Origin of the sequence: Gardnerella coleohominis (genome assembly GCF_002896555.1) — a bacterium.
GTDB classification, from domain to species: Bacteria; Actinomycetota; Actinomycetes; order Actinomycetales; family Bifidobacteriaceae; genus Bifidobacterium; species Bifidobacterium vaginale_F.
In genome coordinates this window covers 402,569-418,841 of record NZ_MNLH01000001.1, presented here as the reverse complement: position 1 = coordinate 418,841, position 16,273 = coordinate 402,569, and the positions used below count along the sequence as shown (strand labels likewise).

16 protein-coding genes are annotated in these 16,273 nt (G+C 37.7%); 5 read left to right on the top strand and 11 right to left on the bottom strand.

Features of this window, described 5'->3' with window-relative positions; genetic code table 11:
• Positions 1 to 399: 399 nt before the first annotated feature.
• A complete protein-coding gene (locus tag BFS05_RS01645; protein WP_103084299.1) occupies positions 400 to 1,371 on the bottom strand; it encodes a DUF6788 family protein in 972 nt (323 codons plus the stop codon).
• 242 nt (positions 1,372 to 1,613) lie between these two features.
• On the opposite strand from BFS05_RS01645, the gene BFS05_RS01640 reads away from it, so the two are divergent.
• The gene (locus tag BFS05_RS01640) at positions 1,614 to 1,862 is read left to right on the top strand and encodes a prevent-host-death protein (protein WP_004128496.1); all 249 of its coding nucleotides are present in this window, start codon (positions 1,614 to 1,616) and stop codon (positions 1,860 to 1,862) included.
• Positions 1,859 to 2,002 (top strand): hypothetical protein, encoded by a 144-nt coding sequence (locus BFS05_RS01635; RefSeq protein WP_258004179.1) that lies wholly within the window; start codon positions 1,859 to 1,861, stop codon positions 2,000 to 2,002. The genes BFS05_RS01640 and BFS05_RS01635 overlap by 4 nt, the downstream gene beginning before the upstream one ends.
• A 63-nt stretch (positions 2,003 to 2,065) precedes the next feature.
• On the opposite strand, the gene BFS05_RS01630 is transcribed toward BFS05_RS01635, so the two are convergent.
• A complete protein-coding gene (locus tag BFS05_RS01630) occupies positions 2,066 to 2,668 on the bottom strand; it encodes a hypothetical protein (protein ID WP_103084298.1) in 603 nt (200 codons plus the stop codon).
• Between the two features lie 469 nt (positions 2,669 to 3,137).
• Between BFS05_RS01630 and BFS05_RS01625 the strand changes: the two genes are divergently transcribed.
• Positions 3,138 to 4,412, top strand: coding sequence for an ATP-binding protein (locus BFS05_RS01625; RefSeq protein ID WP_219726413.1), 1,275 nt, complete (start codon positions 3,138 to 3,140; stop codon positions 4,410 to 4,412).
• A gap of 471 nt (positions 4,413 to 4,883) precedes the next feature.
• Here BFS05_RS01625 and BFS05_RS01620 read toward each other — a convergent pair whose 3' ends face one another.
• Entirely contained in the window at positions 4,884 to 6,221 is a 1,338-nt protein-coding gene (locus BFS05_RS01620) for an ATP-binding protein (RefSeq protein ID WP_103084296.1), read from the bottom strand.
• Between the two features lie 567 nt (positions 6,222 to 6,788).
• Here BFS05_RS01620 and BFS05_RS01615 point away from each other — a divergent pair.
• Positions 6,789 to 7,094, top strand: a complete 306-nt coding sequence (locus BFS05_RS01615) for a type II toxin-antitoxin system RelB/DinJ family antitoxin (RefSeq protein ID WP_103084295.1) — start codon at positions 6,789 to 6,791, stop codon at positions 7,092 to 7,094.
• Positions 7,091 to 7,423 (top strand): type II toxin-antitoxin system RelE/ParE family toxin, encoded by a 333-nt coding sequence (locus BFS05_RS01610; RefSeq protein WP_103084294.1) that lies wholly within the window; start codon positions 7,091 to 7,093, stop codon positions 7,421 to 7,423. The genes BFS05_RS01615 and BFS05_RS01610 overlap by 4 nt, the downstream gene beginning before the upstream one ends.
• Positions 7,424 to 7,946: 523 nt before the next feature.
• On the opposite strand, the gene BFS05_RS01605 is transcribed toward BFS05_RS01610, so the two are convergent.
• From BFS05_RS01605 to BFS05_RS01565, 8 genes are all read right to left on the bottom strand, one after another.
• Positions 7,947 to 9,074 carry a hypothetical protein gene (locus BFS05_RS01605; RefSeq protein ID WP_258004178.1) on the bottom strand — a complete coding sequence of 376 codons (1,128 nt, stop codon included), beginning with the start codon at positions 9,072 to 9,074 and terminating at the stop codon, positions 7,947 to 7,949.
• A 740-nt stretch (positions 9,075 to 9,814) separates the two neighbouring features.
• Positions 9,815 to 10,297 (bottom strand): Fic family protein, encoded by a 483-nt coding sequence (locus tag BFS05_RS01595; RefSeq protein WP_258004177.1) that lies wholly within the window; start codon positions 10,295 to 10,297, stop codon positions 9,815 to 9,817.
• Positions 10,298 to 10,520: 223 nt separating this feature from the next.
• The gene (locus BFS05_RS01590) at positions 10,521 to 10,784 is read right to left on the bottom strand and encodes an integrase (RefSeq protein ID WP_103084292.1); all 264 of its coding nucleotides are present in this window, start codon (positions 10,782 to 10,784) and stop codon (positions 10,521 to 10,523) included.
• Positions 10,785 to 10,920: 136 nt separating this feature from the next.
• Positions 10,921 to 11,508, bottom strand: a complete 588-nt coding sequence (locus tag BFS05_RS01585) for a DUF7010 family protein (protein ID WP_103084291.1) — start codon at positions 11,506 to 11,508, stop codon at positions 10,921 to 10,923.
• A gap of 377 nt (positions 11,509 to 11,885) precedes the next feature.
• On the bottom strand, positions 11,886 to 12,371 hold the full coding sequence (locus BFS05_RS01580) for an NUDIX hydrolase (protein ID WP_103084356.1): 486 nt from the start codon (positions 12,369 to 12,371) through the stop codon (positions 11,886 to 11,888).
• 305 nt (positions 12,372 to 12,676) lie between these two features.
• Entirely contained in the window at positions 12,677 to 14,254 is a 1,578-nt protein-coding gene (locus BFS05_RS01575; RefSeq protein ID WP_103084290.1) for a recombinase family protein, read from the bottom strand.
• 1 nt (position 14,255) lies between these two features.
• Positions 14,256 to 14,666, bottom strand: coding sequence for a serine integrase family protein (locus BFS05_RS01570; protein ID WP_103084289.1), 411 nt, complete (start codon positions 14,664 to 14,666; stop codon positions 14,256 to 14,258).
• Entirely contained in the window at positions 14,636 to 16,231 is a 1,596-nt protein-coding gene (locus BFS05_RS01565) for a recombinase family protein (protein WP_103084288.1), read from the bottom strand. Before BFS05_RS01565 ends, BFS05_RS01570 begins: the two co-directional genes overlap by 31 nt.
• Positions 16,232 to 16,273 lie beyond the last annotated feature (42 nt).

Genomic DNA, 16,273 nt, shown 5'->3' with positions numbered 1-16,273 from the left:
ATTCCCAATATGCAATTCTAATAAGAATGCAATTCTATTAAAATTGGAATCCATAATAGTCTGTTTAGCTTTAATAGTATTACTATTAAAAAAAAACCATACATACAAGCTTTATTAAAGAAAAATTTTTTATTTTTCCAATTAGTATAGGGTTTTCACACCCATAAAATTTTTCTCTTCCATAAAGCACAGCTTTTACTAGAAAAATGCATGATACAACCAAATATACAAACAAAAAAGTGGGTGCACATTTTAACTATAAGAATGTACTATTGCAAAAGGTTTACCAATTATTATATCAATGCTAATTTCTTCGTTTACTAGCAAACTATACTCTTTCATAAACAGCAAGATTCACAAAGCCAAAAGAGCCAGAAGAACCAACATAATAGCGCGTGTTTAACGCCTCCAACAATATTCCCTCATAAACGAAGCAATAACCTGCAAATCTTCACCCTCATAATACTCAACAAGCAACTGCTTAAACTCAGGAACCTTATTTTCTGGAATAACCAACAAGCCCCTGCCATGAGAAATCAAATAATGATTCGCAAAAATCACAGAAGCCCTCTTATTCCCATCTAAAAATATCTGCGACTTCATACAATAAACGCATAATTCAATCGCAATATCAATAGGCTCTTTCCTTCCAACTCTACCTTCAACATTCTCACTATCTTCCTCACCTTCAACAATATTCCTTATTTTTTCTTTAACATCTATTTCATTAGGAATAGGCGGAATATAAGTAGATCCACCAATCGCAACAGGAACACCCCTGATACGACCACCGTCTAAGAAAAAACCCTCATTAACAAGCTTCGCTATATGACTTAGCATGTAATAATCAGACCTGCTTAATACAACATCCTCGTCTAAAATAAACTCCCAAGCATGCTTCAAATTCAAGATTTTTTGAACATCACTCGCAGAAACACCAAACACTTTTCCATTATCTATAATCTCTTCAGTCTGAGGAAAAGTAGTAGTAACACCTTCCAAAACCGCCTGATCGTAAATATTCGCCTTTAAGTTAGCCCTTGCAAAAGCAATATTGTTCACCAGATCAGCAGATAACTCACTATTAGAATATCCAGCATTCGCAAGCTGCCTTACTACAGCGCGAAGTTCCTTACGCAATTGCCTAGATTCACTTGCATTGCGAAGAAGAAGATTATACAAATCGTCCGAATACACACCAACATACGTAGACGTCAACTTTCCCGAAACACGCTTTCTGGTGTATAAATATTTACCATCTCCACGATTTTTGATTTCAGGAGTACCATCATACGCAAGCAAACTCAAGCGAGCATTAATATCAGCCTTTTTTCTAAGCAATTCTTGCACATCATCATATTTTGCAGCCATCTTCACACTCCTTTTTCACATAAATTGGGGAACATTTACTTAAATAAAATACCGTTTTGTTCCCCAATAATCAATAATGTAGGGAACTTTTTTACAATTATTACACCGATTTGTTCCCCAAAACATAAACAACTAAATCACATATAGACTATATGTCATTTATAAAATGACTCTCAAAATACTTAGGATTTATTTATCCTAAAATATATGCTATAATTCTCCTAAAAATGGAGGTTATACATATGAATGTAAATACAGACACACTTGTTTCTATTTCCGAAGCAAATCAAAACTTTTCTAAAGTTGCGCGACTTGTTGACACATACGGATCAGCTGTTATTTTAAAAAACAACGCTCCTCGCTACGTAATTTTAGAATTCCCAAAAGCCAAAACTGAAAAAGTTACTGTTCCAGCAGACGATGAAGTTATGGCGTTATCCAACATGTTCATCAAAAAGAATAAAAAAGTCTATGAGGAACTTGCCAAATGAAGTATTTAACACGAGAACAGGTGATTAAACTTCACCAAGCTCTGATTGAAATAAGCGGCGGTTCTTCAGGTATCCGAGATGTAGGAATGCTTGATTCTGCATTAAAGACTCCACTGCAAACATTTAAAATCATTTTTTAGAATATGCCAAACTCTATTTCGTGCTACTAGTCACAGTGACGGACACAAAACACCAAAACAGTATTACTTCACTACAGCTTTCCCATTAAGGCAGTGCACAACGTAGTGAGCACATCCATCTGTTTTGTACCCAAGATCTGCTTTATGCTTATCACAAACTTCAGCCACGCCATTCTCACAATCTACTTCAAGACATGCGCCTTTGGTAATTTCTCCTTCTAAAACACTCGTACCATTTAACGTATCCACCATGCAAGAAGCAACAACCTTAACATTATTCGCCACAGCAGAACCATTAAGACACTTTAGAAAAACATCATTCGCCTGAACATTCCTTGCTTCCACCCTGCCGTTATGAACCTCCGCATAAATCTTGTCAGCTTTAATATCCGTTACTAATACTCGATTAGACTCAGCTTCAATCTCACAAAAATCAACACTCTCCGGCAACGAAATAATTACCTCAGGACTGCCTTTAGCAAGCCAATGCAACCAGTAAAAAGCCGACACTTTTTCTGTTTGAACAAGTTTTATACCATCTTGATTTTCATCAATCCCAAACACGTCTTTTTCACAATTAACACAACTAATACTAAAAGAATCAGCCCTTCTAACCGTTAAGCTAACATCTTTCGTTTTTGCTACAAACTTCCTACTATTCACCACTTGAACAACTCCCTTGTTAAATATCTTGGTTATAGGCCAAAATCAAAAGACCCGACTTGGCCCGCATTGTTAAGAGGCGCGTCGGGTACTGTTATTTACATATGCTACACCAATAAGAGTATTTTATTAAATCTTTCAAACTAGCACAAATTTTTTCTTTCTAACAAGATTATTTAGTCTTACACTCACCTTTATAAACACAAACAAACGTCAGAACGAAAACGCAAACTATCACAGCGCACTAAATATCTTGCCCTTTATGACTTGATGACATGCACTTCGCACACCGCGCTTTCCAATCATCCTCACTGATTCCGCCAAACATCGGAACAGAATTTCGCCAATCGTCGGAACAGAATTGCGCCAATCATCGACACGAAAACCCGCCAATCGTCGGAAAATGATGATAGAATTCATAATTATCAGTAGAAAATACGAGCAGACTTAATTAGAAAACAGGGTGACAAAGTTGAAAAAATATAGGAAAAGAATTGCCGACGATATTTTAAAAAGAAAGCTAGAAGGCAAAGGCGCAGTACTGATTGAAGGGCCGAAATGGTGCGGTAAAACCACTACTGCAGAACAATTTGCAGCAAGCGTTCTATATATGGACGACCCGGAAAAGAAAGAACAGAATATCGCTATGTCGGAACTAAGTCCAAAGCGATTACTGAATGGCGATACTCCAAGATTAATTGACGAATGGCAGCTCGCTCAAAAACTTTGGGATGCAATACGGTTTGAGGTGGATCATCGTAGTAAGCTTGGTCAATTTATACTAACTGGTTCTGCCGTTCCTGCGGATACTACAGAAATTACTCACTCTGGTACTGGGCGCTTCACGTGGCTAACGATGAGACCAATGAGCTTGTATGAATCCGGTGATTCCACTGGCGAAGTTAGCTTGGAGAACCTTTTTTCGGGAACTAAGGATATTGAGGGTGATTCAAACTTAAGTATTGACAGCCTAGCTTTTCTTGTATGCCGTGGAGGATGGCCGCAAGCGGTGGATATGCGTGATGAAATTGCTTTAGATCAAGCTTTTGATTACTATGACGCTGTTGTACACTCCGACATTAATCGCGCCGATGGCGTACAAAAAAATGCTGAAAAAGTTAAGCGCCTTATGCGCTCATACGCAAGAAATCAAGGAGCACAAGTACCAAATACAGTGCTTTCGCGGGATATTTCCACTAACGAAGATACGCCAATTAGCGAGGAAACTGTTGCGTCGTATGTTGATGCGCTTCGCAAAATATTTGTTGTAGAAGATATGCCTGCCTGGAATCCAAATCTAAGATCAAAAACTGCTATTCGTTCATCCGATACACGTTACTATATTGACCCGTCTATCGCTGCAGCGGCTTTGGGAATCGGACCAAACGACTTGATAAATGACTTAAATACTTTCGGTTTTATGTTTGAGACACTTTGCGTCAGAGATTTGCGCATTTTTGCAGATTCTCTAGGCGGCGAGGTTTACCACTACAGAGATAAAGACGGACAGGAATGCGATGCGGTTATTCATTTAAGAAACGGTAAATACGGTCTTATTGAAATTAAACTCGGTGGCAGCAAACTCATTGAAGATGGTGCAAAAAGCCTTAAAGCGATGAAAGATAAAATCGATACCGATAAAATGAACGCGCCATCTTTCCTTATGGTTTTAACTGGAACAGGCGACTTTGCGTATTGCCGTAAAGACGGTGTTTATGTGGTTCCTATCGGCTGCTTAAAAAACTAATAGGAAGCCTTGCTCTGACAATAATGCGCTAAACCTTTTAACGATAGCCCTCGCTAAGCCTTGCTAGACAAAGCCTAAAACGCAGCAATTAGACTGCAAGCACAGTAAAAATCATCAAAACGATATCTTGAAACAGTCACGATTTGTAAAGGAGCGCCACTGATTCTGTATGGATTGAGAGAACTCCAAGTATAGCTACACTTTTTTGAGTGCACACTATTGATACTGGGTGCACTTTTTAACGATAGGAGCGAGCTATCGTTAAAAAGTTTAAGATTGGCTTGATAGCTTGATTTTTGGGAATGAAATCAGCCTAGAAGCCCACCCCCTAGGCTGGATTTGTAACGCTTCGTCGATTGACACTCTTTTAACTTTTGCACTAGTTTATTTCTATATCTTCTAATCGCTCACTTTTTTAATTATCTTCATTTCTTAATTATCTTTCTTTCTCAATCGTTCTCTTTTTCTTTCTTAATTATTCTCTTTCAGCGCAAGTTCTATAAGCTTATCCGTGTAATCAGCCATAAATAACGGAATATTCAACATATCATCATCTAGTTTGAGATTATTCAGCGAGAATCGTATGCGTAATTTCGTTTGATTAGGGAATAATTCTTTAAACTTTTTCAAACTTCTACTATTAATATTTGCTTCAGATTTAACCTCAATAGGGAAAATATCATTTTCTCGTTGAATAAGAAAATCCACTTCATACGGCGGATTCGTTTGAGACCAGTATCTAGGCATCACTTCAAATTGAGTAAGTAGCGCTTGCAAAACATAATTTTCTGTTAAAGCACCCTTAAACTCAGTAAACAGCCTATTACCTTCCGCAAACGCAGTAGGAGCAAGTTGAGATAATCGCCTTAACAAGCCAACATCTGCCAAATAAATCTTAAAAGCAGATACATCATCATAAGCAGCAATAGGTAAACTCTGCGCAGTATTTCTATAAACTTTATACACCAATTGTGCCGATACTAGCCATTGCAAAGCATCTTCATATTCTCTTGCTCGCGCACCATTTTTAACAACTTTATACAAGAATTTTTTGTTTTCACGCGCAAGTTGAGACGGAATAGAATTCCAAATCATTGATATTTTAGGAAACTCACTAACACTAGGATGTTTAGCAAAATCTCGTTCATAAGCTGTTATAATCTCAAACAACGTTTCTTGCATTGCGTTTACATCTCGCGCTTTAGTCCACATTAAAACTGATTCAGGCATTCCCCCTGTAACATAATACATTTTTAATTTCTCGTATAGAGGATTAAAAAATGCGTCTGGAATCGGCTCTATTTTATCGATTTGTTCAATATACTTCGCTAGATTTCCATCTCCATTAGCAAGCAAAAACTCCGTGAAAGTCATTGGATTTATTTGCATAAAATTAACTTTTCCAACTGGGAATGAAGATGGTTTTGCAAGCGTTATTCCAAGTAATGATCCAGCACAAGCAACATGATACTGCGGAGCGTTTTCGCAAAAATATTTCATCGAGTTTATTACTTCTGGACAGTCCTGAACCTCGTCAAATATAATCAGCGTGTTTTCTGCTTCGATTTTTTGACCACTTGCAAGCATGAGGTTTTGTAAAATTCGCTCCACGCTTTTAGTGGTTTCAAAGAATTGCTTATATTCTTTGTTTTCGTCGAAGTTAAAATAAGCAATATTTTTGTAGTAAAGCTTACCAAATTCTTTTAATATCCAAGTTTTACCAACTTGACGCACGCCTTTTAATATCAATGGTTTACGGTACGGCGAGTTCTTCCATGCTAAAAGTTTGCTCATAATCAGCCTTTTCATGATTACTCACCTTTCACTTGACGTTACGCTATTAAATATTGCAACCGTATTATTGTTTTGTCGCGTTGCTTTTTCTACGCGTAGTTGCACTGTTGTTCTGTTATATTTTGCGTTATCTTTTATCGTATATCACATTATTATATATGTTTTGGTGCATTTAATCACATTATTATACGTATTTTAGTGTTTTTTATCACATAATTATACGCATTTAGCAACACTCAGCATAAAATAAAATAAAATAATCAATCAAATTTTTACTAAATCATGCATATGCCTATGCTCATTTACCATTGTCATCATCACATGTCATCAAAACGATATCTTGAAACAGTCACGATTTGTAAAGAAGCGCCACTGATTCTGTATGGATTGAGAGAACTCCTAGTATAGCTACACTTTTTTGAGTGCACACTATGGATACTGGGTGCACTTTTTAACGATAGGAAAGGCTATCGTTAAAGAGTTTAAGATGGTTTATCTCACTGAAATAAATATATTGCTTTCAATTGCTTGCGTATGCTTGCAACTATTTTGTAAAATAAGCGCATAAAGGACGGTAACATAATGACAAACACGAACGTTGTATATGCAAGAATCGATACAAATCTTAAAGAAAACGCTGAAAGTATCTTGAATCAGCTTGGAATAACTCCATCTTCAGCAATCCAAATGCTTTACAGCCAGATTGTTTTACAAAAAGGCATGCCATTTGAACTTCGCTTGCCAACTAATAAGCCTACTGCTTTAGGCAGCTTAACAAGAGCCGAGTTGGATAAAGAATTACAAAAAGGCATCGACTCTATTTCAACTGGCAAACAATACAGTGCAGATGAAGTAGACCAATTCTTCGCTAAGGAATACGGCGTATGAGCACAACCTATAGCGTCATTTATTCTCCGCAAGCGTTCCTTGATCTCACTGAGCTATACGAATACATTCGCTTTAATTTACAAGTTCCTAAAACGGCGGAAAAACAAGTCAACCGCATTAAGCATGCTATACGTTCTCTTGAGACTATGCCTATGCGATATCAGCTTGTTGAGTGGGAGCCGTGGTTATCTATGGAAATACGAAGAGTTCCAGTCGACAACTACACTGTTTTCTACCAAGTAGACAAAAACCAAATGAATGTAACAGTTATTCGCATATTCTACTCAGGCAGAAATATAGAAAATATTGCTAACGACCCAAACAATTAATACGCGATTTGTGCTAGAAAAGTACGGGTAATGTATCTACACTTTTTTGAGTGCACACTATGAATACTGGGTGCACTTTTTAACGATAGGAAAGGCTATCGTTAAAAAGTTTAGATTAGGGTTAATTCCCAAAAAGTGTGTACAGAATTTCTGGTTTTTATTCTTATTTGAGGCGTGTTAGGTGTAGTACATGCTTAAAAAGCATGTATGCAGAACAGGTCTTGCAATAATCATGTTTGTGGTGTATGCGGTAACTGCCTAGTTAGTAGATATAAATAGTGAGAAAGAAATGTCGTAATAGCAGCTATTATCGAATCCTAACAGTACTTGGCAAACGGTGTCCTATTGACAAATTCATAGATGATTACGCGAAAGATGAGCGCAATACGCTAACTACACGCCGACTAATAGACACACTTTTGGGCCGATTACCCTTAGTTTCCCCTACACGCACGACAGAATAAATCGGGCTTGACACTGCAAAATCATTCACAAGCATCAAGCCCAATACGTCAATTGCCGATCATTGCAACCATTTTGGATTCACAGCTGGAATTCCCGGATATAAACTCGTATTTTTCTGAGCTGTCAAATAGAGAAAATCTTTATTAACTTTTATTTTTTTCAATAATTTTCCAGTCTTCCTATCAAATCGTTCGATAACGAAATCTTTCAAATCAGAGGTATCGATAATCGATGGTATACGAACTATTTCATGGTTTCCTACCAGCAAACGATAGTTGACGCCAGCTGACGACTCTTGACGCGTAGCTTTATCTAACAATCGGCGAAGAACACCTGTTTGCGTATCAAGAGTAAACACTCGTCCATTCTCGGTATCAACAATATGAAGAAGCTTTTCATCGTATGCCTGTGCGTTTATGTAGCCAGCAATCTCATAAGAGACTGTGGTCGGACCATACAACACTTGACCTTTGCTGTTCTTCAATGGAATTGTTGTTATTTTACCAGTTTTCACATCCCATCGCACAAGAAAATGTTCCTGAATAGCTTTAACATCATCAGCAGAATCGCTGTGTTCTACTGCCATATCCTTTGTGCGAGCAGACGATGGACCATACGAATATAAGAAAGTAATCACACCATTGTTGCATCGTGGGCTATAAGCAGCATCAATTACTCCTGTAGATTCATTTTCTCCTTGGTATAATTGCTCACCCACCATGTCTTTTTCATGGTGCCGCGATACCTCATTTAGGCCAACATTTGCTTCATTGACCATGCGATACAATACAACTTCATGCTTGTCTGTTTGAGCAATTGCATACGCTTGATTGCCACAGGTAGAACAAGTTTTAATAAATAGGCTCTCTGAAAATCGTATTGTTTGCTGCTTACTCTCACCTTTAGAAGTCGTAGAAAGAATCTTATATGTTGTTTTACCTCTATGCTTCATCATGCTTTCGTCATACAGATCAACAAAACCGCCATTAGCAAGAGAAAATGCAAAATTCTGACGTTGCACCTTTTCTATAGAGTTTACTGTAGGTTTTTTAGCGTTCACTGGTATGAAATAACTATCATGGGAATCTGTATAGTGAAGCGCCTCAGTATTCCAAATTGGCGTTTGGCCTTCTATATTGCTCACCGTATGCAGCTTAAAACTGCCATCTTCATAAACAATTGACATAAATGCGCTGCCATTGGGAACAAGAGATGTCTGAGGGTTATGCAGCGGGATTGCAACAACCGCATGCTGCAACCGAAGATTTTCAAATTTCTCCGAATGAGCAGATATTGTATATTCTGTCGATAAAGCCCAATGAAAGAGACCTATAGTAACGGCTGCAATTACAGCAATTATACCTATGACCCCGAAAATCCAGACTACTACTCTATGAGTTTTATTCCCAGTTGTGCTTATTATATTTTTCACAATATTTCTTTCTCTATAAGAAGGCATACTATGCATCTTTACAATAGTAAAACACCTTGCTCTTATGGTATGCTTCTATGAAAAAATATGCAATACTCTTTTACGTGCCATCGCCATCCATATGCCAGGAGATCGTCGAATCCGCCATCCGCAAGTCAATGTATTGAATCAACGCTTCGATTTGGCACGACTGCTTCATCTTGGTGTCGAGTGTGTAGACAGATTCGTGCTCGTTCGCTGGAATTGGTCAAAGCATGTTTTTGCTCGGAAACACACCGATTTTTGCCATTATACGTTCTCGGAAAAGTTCAAAGGACATGCTACTACCTATGATATGCAAATCCGTAGATTTGACGTTCGTTTCAAGACTCGCTCTGAGGAAATAAGTACGAAATCCCATCGTCTCGACATACCTATTCGTGAAACCAAAACTATACATTGAATGTCCGTTTTCCTCTATTCGATATATGGTTTCTGTCTCCAATGGTCGCTTTTTAATCTTCAATGTTCACTTTTTTATATTTCTGGTTCCTGCTGTTTGGCTTATCTGGTATCGTCATTTCTATTTTTCCTGCACTAAGCAAAGGAACAAGATACCTTTCTCTGAAATTCTTGCTATCCGTAAGGCCAAGGTAATCCATCATCTCACGCTTACTTCGCGGTGTACTGCAAAAATCAATTAATCTCAATAACCTTTGTTCCAGATCTTGGGGGGTGACTTGATGGGTATCTTGAGGGACGACTTGTGGGGTACCTTGGGTAATCGGCCCGACCTTGGCAGTTGCCGCCTCAGAAAGAGGAATCACTGTCGTAAAAACATCTGCCTCTGTAAAGACAGGCTCTCCACCAGAATACATCTTCGTGTATTTATAGCTGTTGCGCATACCGCTTCCCAGTTCGTCAGCAAGACCGATCTCACGGAACACTTTTGCTATCGGCGGATTCTTTGCAAATGGCTTGAATGTTTTCAGATTCAAGTTTCCGTGCCCATGCGGATTGAGAGAACTCCTAGTATAGCTACACTTTTTTGAGTGCACACTATGGATATTGGGTGCACTTTTTAACGATAGGAAAAGCTATCGTTAAAAGGTTTAAGATTGGCTTAATAGCTTAATTATTAAGCATAAAAAAAACAACCTAGAGAGGATTACCCCTAGGCTGACTTTTGTAACATTTCAAACGCTCACATTCTTTTGGCTTTTACGATGCCCTTTCAATATCCACACTAATCTCTGATTTAAAAGTTACGCTGAACTTGTCCTCGTAAACTTTTATTTTCTTGATGTACTTTCTTACTAGCTTCTCGTCATACTCACTAATATCGTGACGTTCACTTTTCAGAAAATCTTCCATTTCTCTGATTCGTATTTTAGCATCTTCTTGACCTGCTTTTTCTATAAGAAGCTGCTGTTTCTTAACTTTAAGCTCATCAATCTCGTTGACAGTTTTCGTATATAGTTTCATTACGTGTTGGATACAATGAAACCTTAGCTTTGAACTCTGAAACTTTAGCCTTGAAACTCTGAAACCTTTTTAGGCATCAAAAAAGACGGTATTACTACCGCCATTATTTACACATAACGTATTTAGATTTAGATTTCTATTTCATAGAAACTTGATCCTTGCTAAGCTCTACAAACTGGGATTTGTTGTAGTTATCTCCCATTTTCTTTAATTCCATATGTAATACACAAACAAATACTATCTCAATAATACATGCCGCAACAGCAACCGTTGTCCCGTTTAATGCACATCCTAAAATCAAGGAAATCATCGGAATGGAAATTGCAGCAACTGTGTATCCCTTTGATTGATACAACCATGAATACGGCAGTAAATGTGCTCCAAACACCATAGCGTATACCATAATCATCTTTCCCGGAACCGCACTAAACACCCACATAACGATTAATAAATAAATCATTTGATTTAAGGTGAAAATGAAGCCTAATTGTCCAAGTGGATTTTGTTTTGAAAAGATATCCACCTTTATAAGTTTACCAATGAGCCAAGCAAGCGGTAATAATGGGCATGAACAGCAAAATACCAATAAATTTTTCATATCCATATTGATATCTAAAACTGACACAAGTACTATCAGAAGCCATATAATCACCGATGCCATGATAAATGGCAATCCTTTTTTCTGCTTTATGATGATATCATTCCTCAATTCATCTAAGCTCATTGATTTCTCCTTCAAATGCTAATTTACACAATCTGATATTCCACGTCGTGGCAGTGTAAAGGGACTACGGTAATCAATCCAAAACATAAGTGTTTCAAGTATCAAGGTTTGAGACTCCGCTTTAGACTTCTGATTTTCTTCTCCCTCTCCACCGAATTCAATGATCATTGCTACGACATCAACGCGTATTCTGTGCCTTTCGAGACTCCGATAAGCGTAATTGTATCATGATCTATGTTTTCATAATCTATGTAAGAGAGTACATCTTCGAACTGCTCTAATGGTATCCTGGCTAATGTTTTCGACTGATTGTTCTGTCCGAACATAAACAGAAATAATGTTTATGTAACGATCTCTTGCCATAATAGTGGGATTCATTAATATCTTTCATCTGAAATTATATGCTCTATTCCACTATGCTCCGATTTAAGATATTCTTTCATAAATGTAGGGTAAGCCTTGCACTTATCAAGCTCATCTATAGGTAACCAATGCATTGTCTCTTTAGCACCTGACTCTGTAGTACTATGGCTCGTAAAATCTTTTTTGCCCAGGGACTTCATCATGTAGTAGAGTGTAATCTCATGGAAGTCTACTCCATCTAAGCTAGAGCTACCGATGAATAAGTTCTCGTGTATGACGGCAAGGTGATCGACCTCGTAATTAAGACCTGTCTCTTCAAATACTTCTCTCTTTACGGCTTCTTCTGATGTCTCACCCATGTGAACCGCTCCGCCAACTGAGTAGTAATAGTCGTCCTCATCATTTCCTGCAAATAGCACACAACCTTCTTCTACTATGATGGCTGCTGCTCTATATCTAAATGCTTTTTTATCGTTAATAAATCCGCAATTATGCTCCATAACTTTTTCCACTATAATTTTCCTCTTTTCTATTCTTTTGATCCATTTGATTTTGTTTAATTTTATTCTCTTGTCAACAACGCCACAGTCTCGACTTGGATTGAGAGAACAGGTAGTATAGCTACACTTTTTTGAGTGCACACTATTGATAGTGGGTGCACTTTTTAACGATAGAAAAAGCTATCGTTAAAAGGTTTAAGATTGGCTTAATAACTTGATTTTAGCATAAAAACAAAAACAGCCTAGAGAGGATTCCCCCTAGGCTGAGTTTTGTAACATTTCAAATGCTCACATTCTTTTGGCTTTTACGATGCCCTTTCAATATCCACACTAATCTCTGATTTAAAAGTTATGCTGAACTTGTCCTCGTAAACTTTTATTTTCTTGATGTACTTTCTTACCAGCTTCTCGTCATATTCACTAATATCGTGACGCTCATTTTTCAGAAAATCTTCCATTTCTCTGATTCGTCTTTTAGCATCTTCTTGACCTGCTTTTTCTATAAGAAGCTGCTGTTTCTTACCTTTAAGCTCATCAATCTCATCAGCTATTTTCGTGTAGTCTTTTTTAGCTTTAAGCAAGGTTAGTAGTGTCGCTTGTTTGTCTGCGATTTTTTTATCAACCGTTTCAATCTCGCTTAAGTTGTTGCCCGCGATAATTTCTCTAATATTGTTATTCAACGTATCCAATACTTCATCCGGTATACTAAACACCTTGTTTATGGCTTTCACTATGGCAGATTGCAGTTCGTTCTCTTTTACTGTCGGAGCATCGCAAGCACTAGGACCGTTTTCCACTCTGGTGCAACAACGCCAGACAACAGAATGCACTCCTCGATTGTTCCAAGCAATTCTTCTGTAAATATCCCCGCATTTAGAACAAACACATAGGCTGGATAAAGCGTACTTGCTGGAATAGACTCTTCTTTTTTTGTTCTCCTCACCGCTAAACATGTTGGCTCGTCTTACCATTTCTTCTTGAACTTTAAAGAAAATATCTCTTGGAATAATAGGCGTGTGGCTATCTTTGACATAATACTGTGGTTCTGTTCCATCATTTTTTATACGAACATGGTTGATAAAATCTGTCGTGATGGTTTTTTGTAAAAGTGCATCACCAATATATTTTTCGTTTTGCAAGATGCCTTTAATATTAGATAAATTCCATTTTAAATGCCCGGCACCGTTTTTAATGCCGTCTTTTTCAAGGCCCTCCGCTATGTCTCTAAGACTTGCTCCTTCTAAATATTCTCTATAAATCCTTCTTACGACTTTTGCTTCCTGTTCAAGAATTACAAGATTCCCCTCATCATCTTTTGTGTATCCTAAAAACCAGTTATGGTTGATTTGCACTTTGCCTTCCTGGTAGCGAAACTTAAGTCCAAGCTTCACATTCTGAGAAAGCGACGCGGATTCCTGTTGAGCTAAAGAAGCCATGATAGTAAGCAATAGTTCTCCGCTTGCTTCCATGGTGTTGATGTTTTCTTTTTCAAAAATGATCGGAATGTTTTTGTCTTTCAACTGTCTAACAAACTTTAAACAGTCGATAGTGTTTCTCGCAAAACGGCTAATCGACTTAGTGATAACCATGTCTACTTTGCCACTCATGCAATCGTGGATCATGTCATTGAAACCGACACGTTTTTTCGTGCTAGTTCCTGAAATACCGTCATCAGCGTAGATGCCGGCAAACTCCCAGAGAGGATTTCTTGAAATATAATCCGTATAATGCTGAACTTGCGTGTCATAACTTGTTGCCTGTTCTTCACTGTCAGTACTAACACGACAATACGCTACTACTCTTAACCTCGGCTTATCTTCATGCTTATCTACCGTATTCCCCGCTATTTTTCTTGGTGGAATAATTGTAACGTTGGCATTCATTTTACACCTCCTTGATTTGACTGTACGCGTATACTGCTTGACGATAAGGATCATCATATTTCTTTTCTACCTTTTCTAACTGGTAGCTTGTAATAAGCCGAATTTCCTTTATTGGCTTAGGCTCTTTATAACGATGATTCCTGATAGCATTCTCATGCCTTATTTGTTGCACTTGTCTAAACATATCCTCATCGATAATCTGAGGATAAAACTCTGTTCCTAAATACAATTTCTTGCTAAGAATTTTGCCCGTGACTGGCCAATCCCTTTTTATACCTGATTTTTTAGCAGCTTGAGAAATATTTTTAAATTCAAGATAGAAACAAAAAAACTCTCTTACTTCTTGAGCTTTTACTTCATCTATAACCGCTTTACCGTCTACTATTCTGTAACCATATGGGATGCGTGCCATGTTTCTTTCACCTCTTCTTCTAATTCCAATCCACATTTCAAAATAAAAAGAAATCTTGTTCTGCTTTTAACTACGACATCGTCTACAAAATCCAGAAAATCCTCATCCTTAAACTCGCTAAATACTTCTGTGACACTTACGAACCGTTGAAGTTTTTGCACCTCGTTTAAGTGCGTTAAGTTACCGTTTAAACTGTTGGAAAGCTTAAGTTTTTCCTTAAGACAAGTATCCATTTCCGTTTTAAGCTGATTGCTTTCCAGATAGTAGGAATCCATCTCAATATAGCCACCGGCTAAAAGCTTACTGAGTACTTGCTCTTGTTCTTGCAATTTAGCTATTTTTTCTTCGAGTTCGATAACCTTGTTCAAACCGTCTTTATTATTCACACCTCTCAAACTTTCTACGAGAGGAGTCAACATTTGAACGTATCCTGCTTTTAACTTGTTTAACATTTGCAGGAAGGAAATTTTAAGATAACTTTCCATAACAGACTTTTGTGAACAAGCATGAATATCTTCAAGATGCGTTATACAAACCCATATGCCATACGCCTTATTATGTTGATAAATTATTCGTCTTTTACACTTGCTTCCACACTCACCACAACGAATTTTACCTGAAAACGCATAAAGCTTATTGTACTTACCACTACCACATACTATATTATTTTCACTTCTTCTCCACGCGATAATCTCTTTTACAAGATTAAAAGTTTCATGACTGATGATAGCCTCGTGATGGTTTTCAATAACATACTGTTGTTTCTCGCCACAGTTTTTATGACGGTTAAAATTATCGTCTGTAAATGTCTTTTGAAAAATCACATCCCCTGTGTATGTTTTATTAGTCAAAATAGCATTCACGGTACTTGAAGTCCAACTTCCGCCCTTTTTAGTTGGAATCTTTTTATCGGTCAATACTCGTGCTATTGCTTCTCCACCCATGCCGGAAAGAGCCATGTTGAAAATTTCTTTTACTACCCTGGCTTGCTCGGGAACTATAATCATTTTCTTATTCTCGTTTTTATACCCATACGCAGGGCAGGAAATGACGAAGGTTCCGTTTTCGAACCGTTTTTGAATTGCCCACGTGTTGTTTTCCGAGATGGATTTTGACTCGCTTTGCGCAATAGAACTCAGGATAGAAAGCATAAGCTCTGAACTCATATGCTCGGTATCAATGTTTTCTTTCTCAAAATACAAATAAATACCGAGACCGGTAAGTTTTCTAACTATTTCAAGACAGTCAACCGTGTTTCTTGCAAGCCTACTAATAGACTTTGTAATAATCCTGTCTATCTGACCGCTCTGACAGTCTTTAAGCAGTTGTTTAAGACTTTCACGCTTACCGATTTTCGTGCCGCTAATACCCTCGTCAAAGTAAAGCCCCGCATACTCCCAGCAGGGATTAGACTTAATATAGTTTTCGTAATGCTCCTTTTGCACTTCTAGACTGAGAAGCTGCTCATCACTATCACTAGAAACTCTCGCATACGCTGCAACCCGCGTCTTTTTCTCAAAACCAGTTTTTCGCATTGTAGAGTCTATTTTTATTATCTCTTTCACTATTTCCCCTCACTTTCAGCTAATACTATTCATCACTCTAAA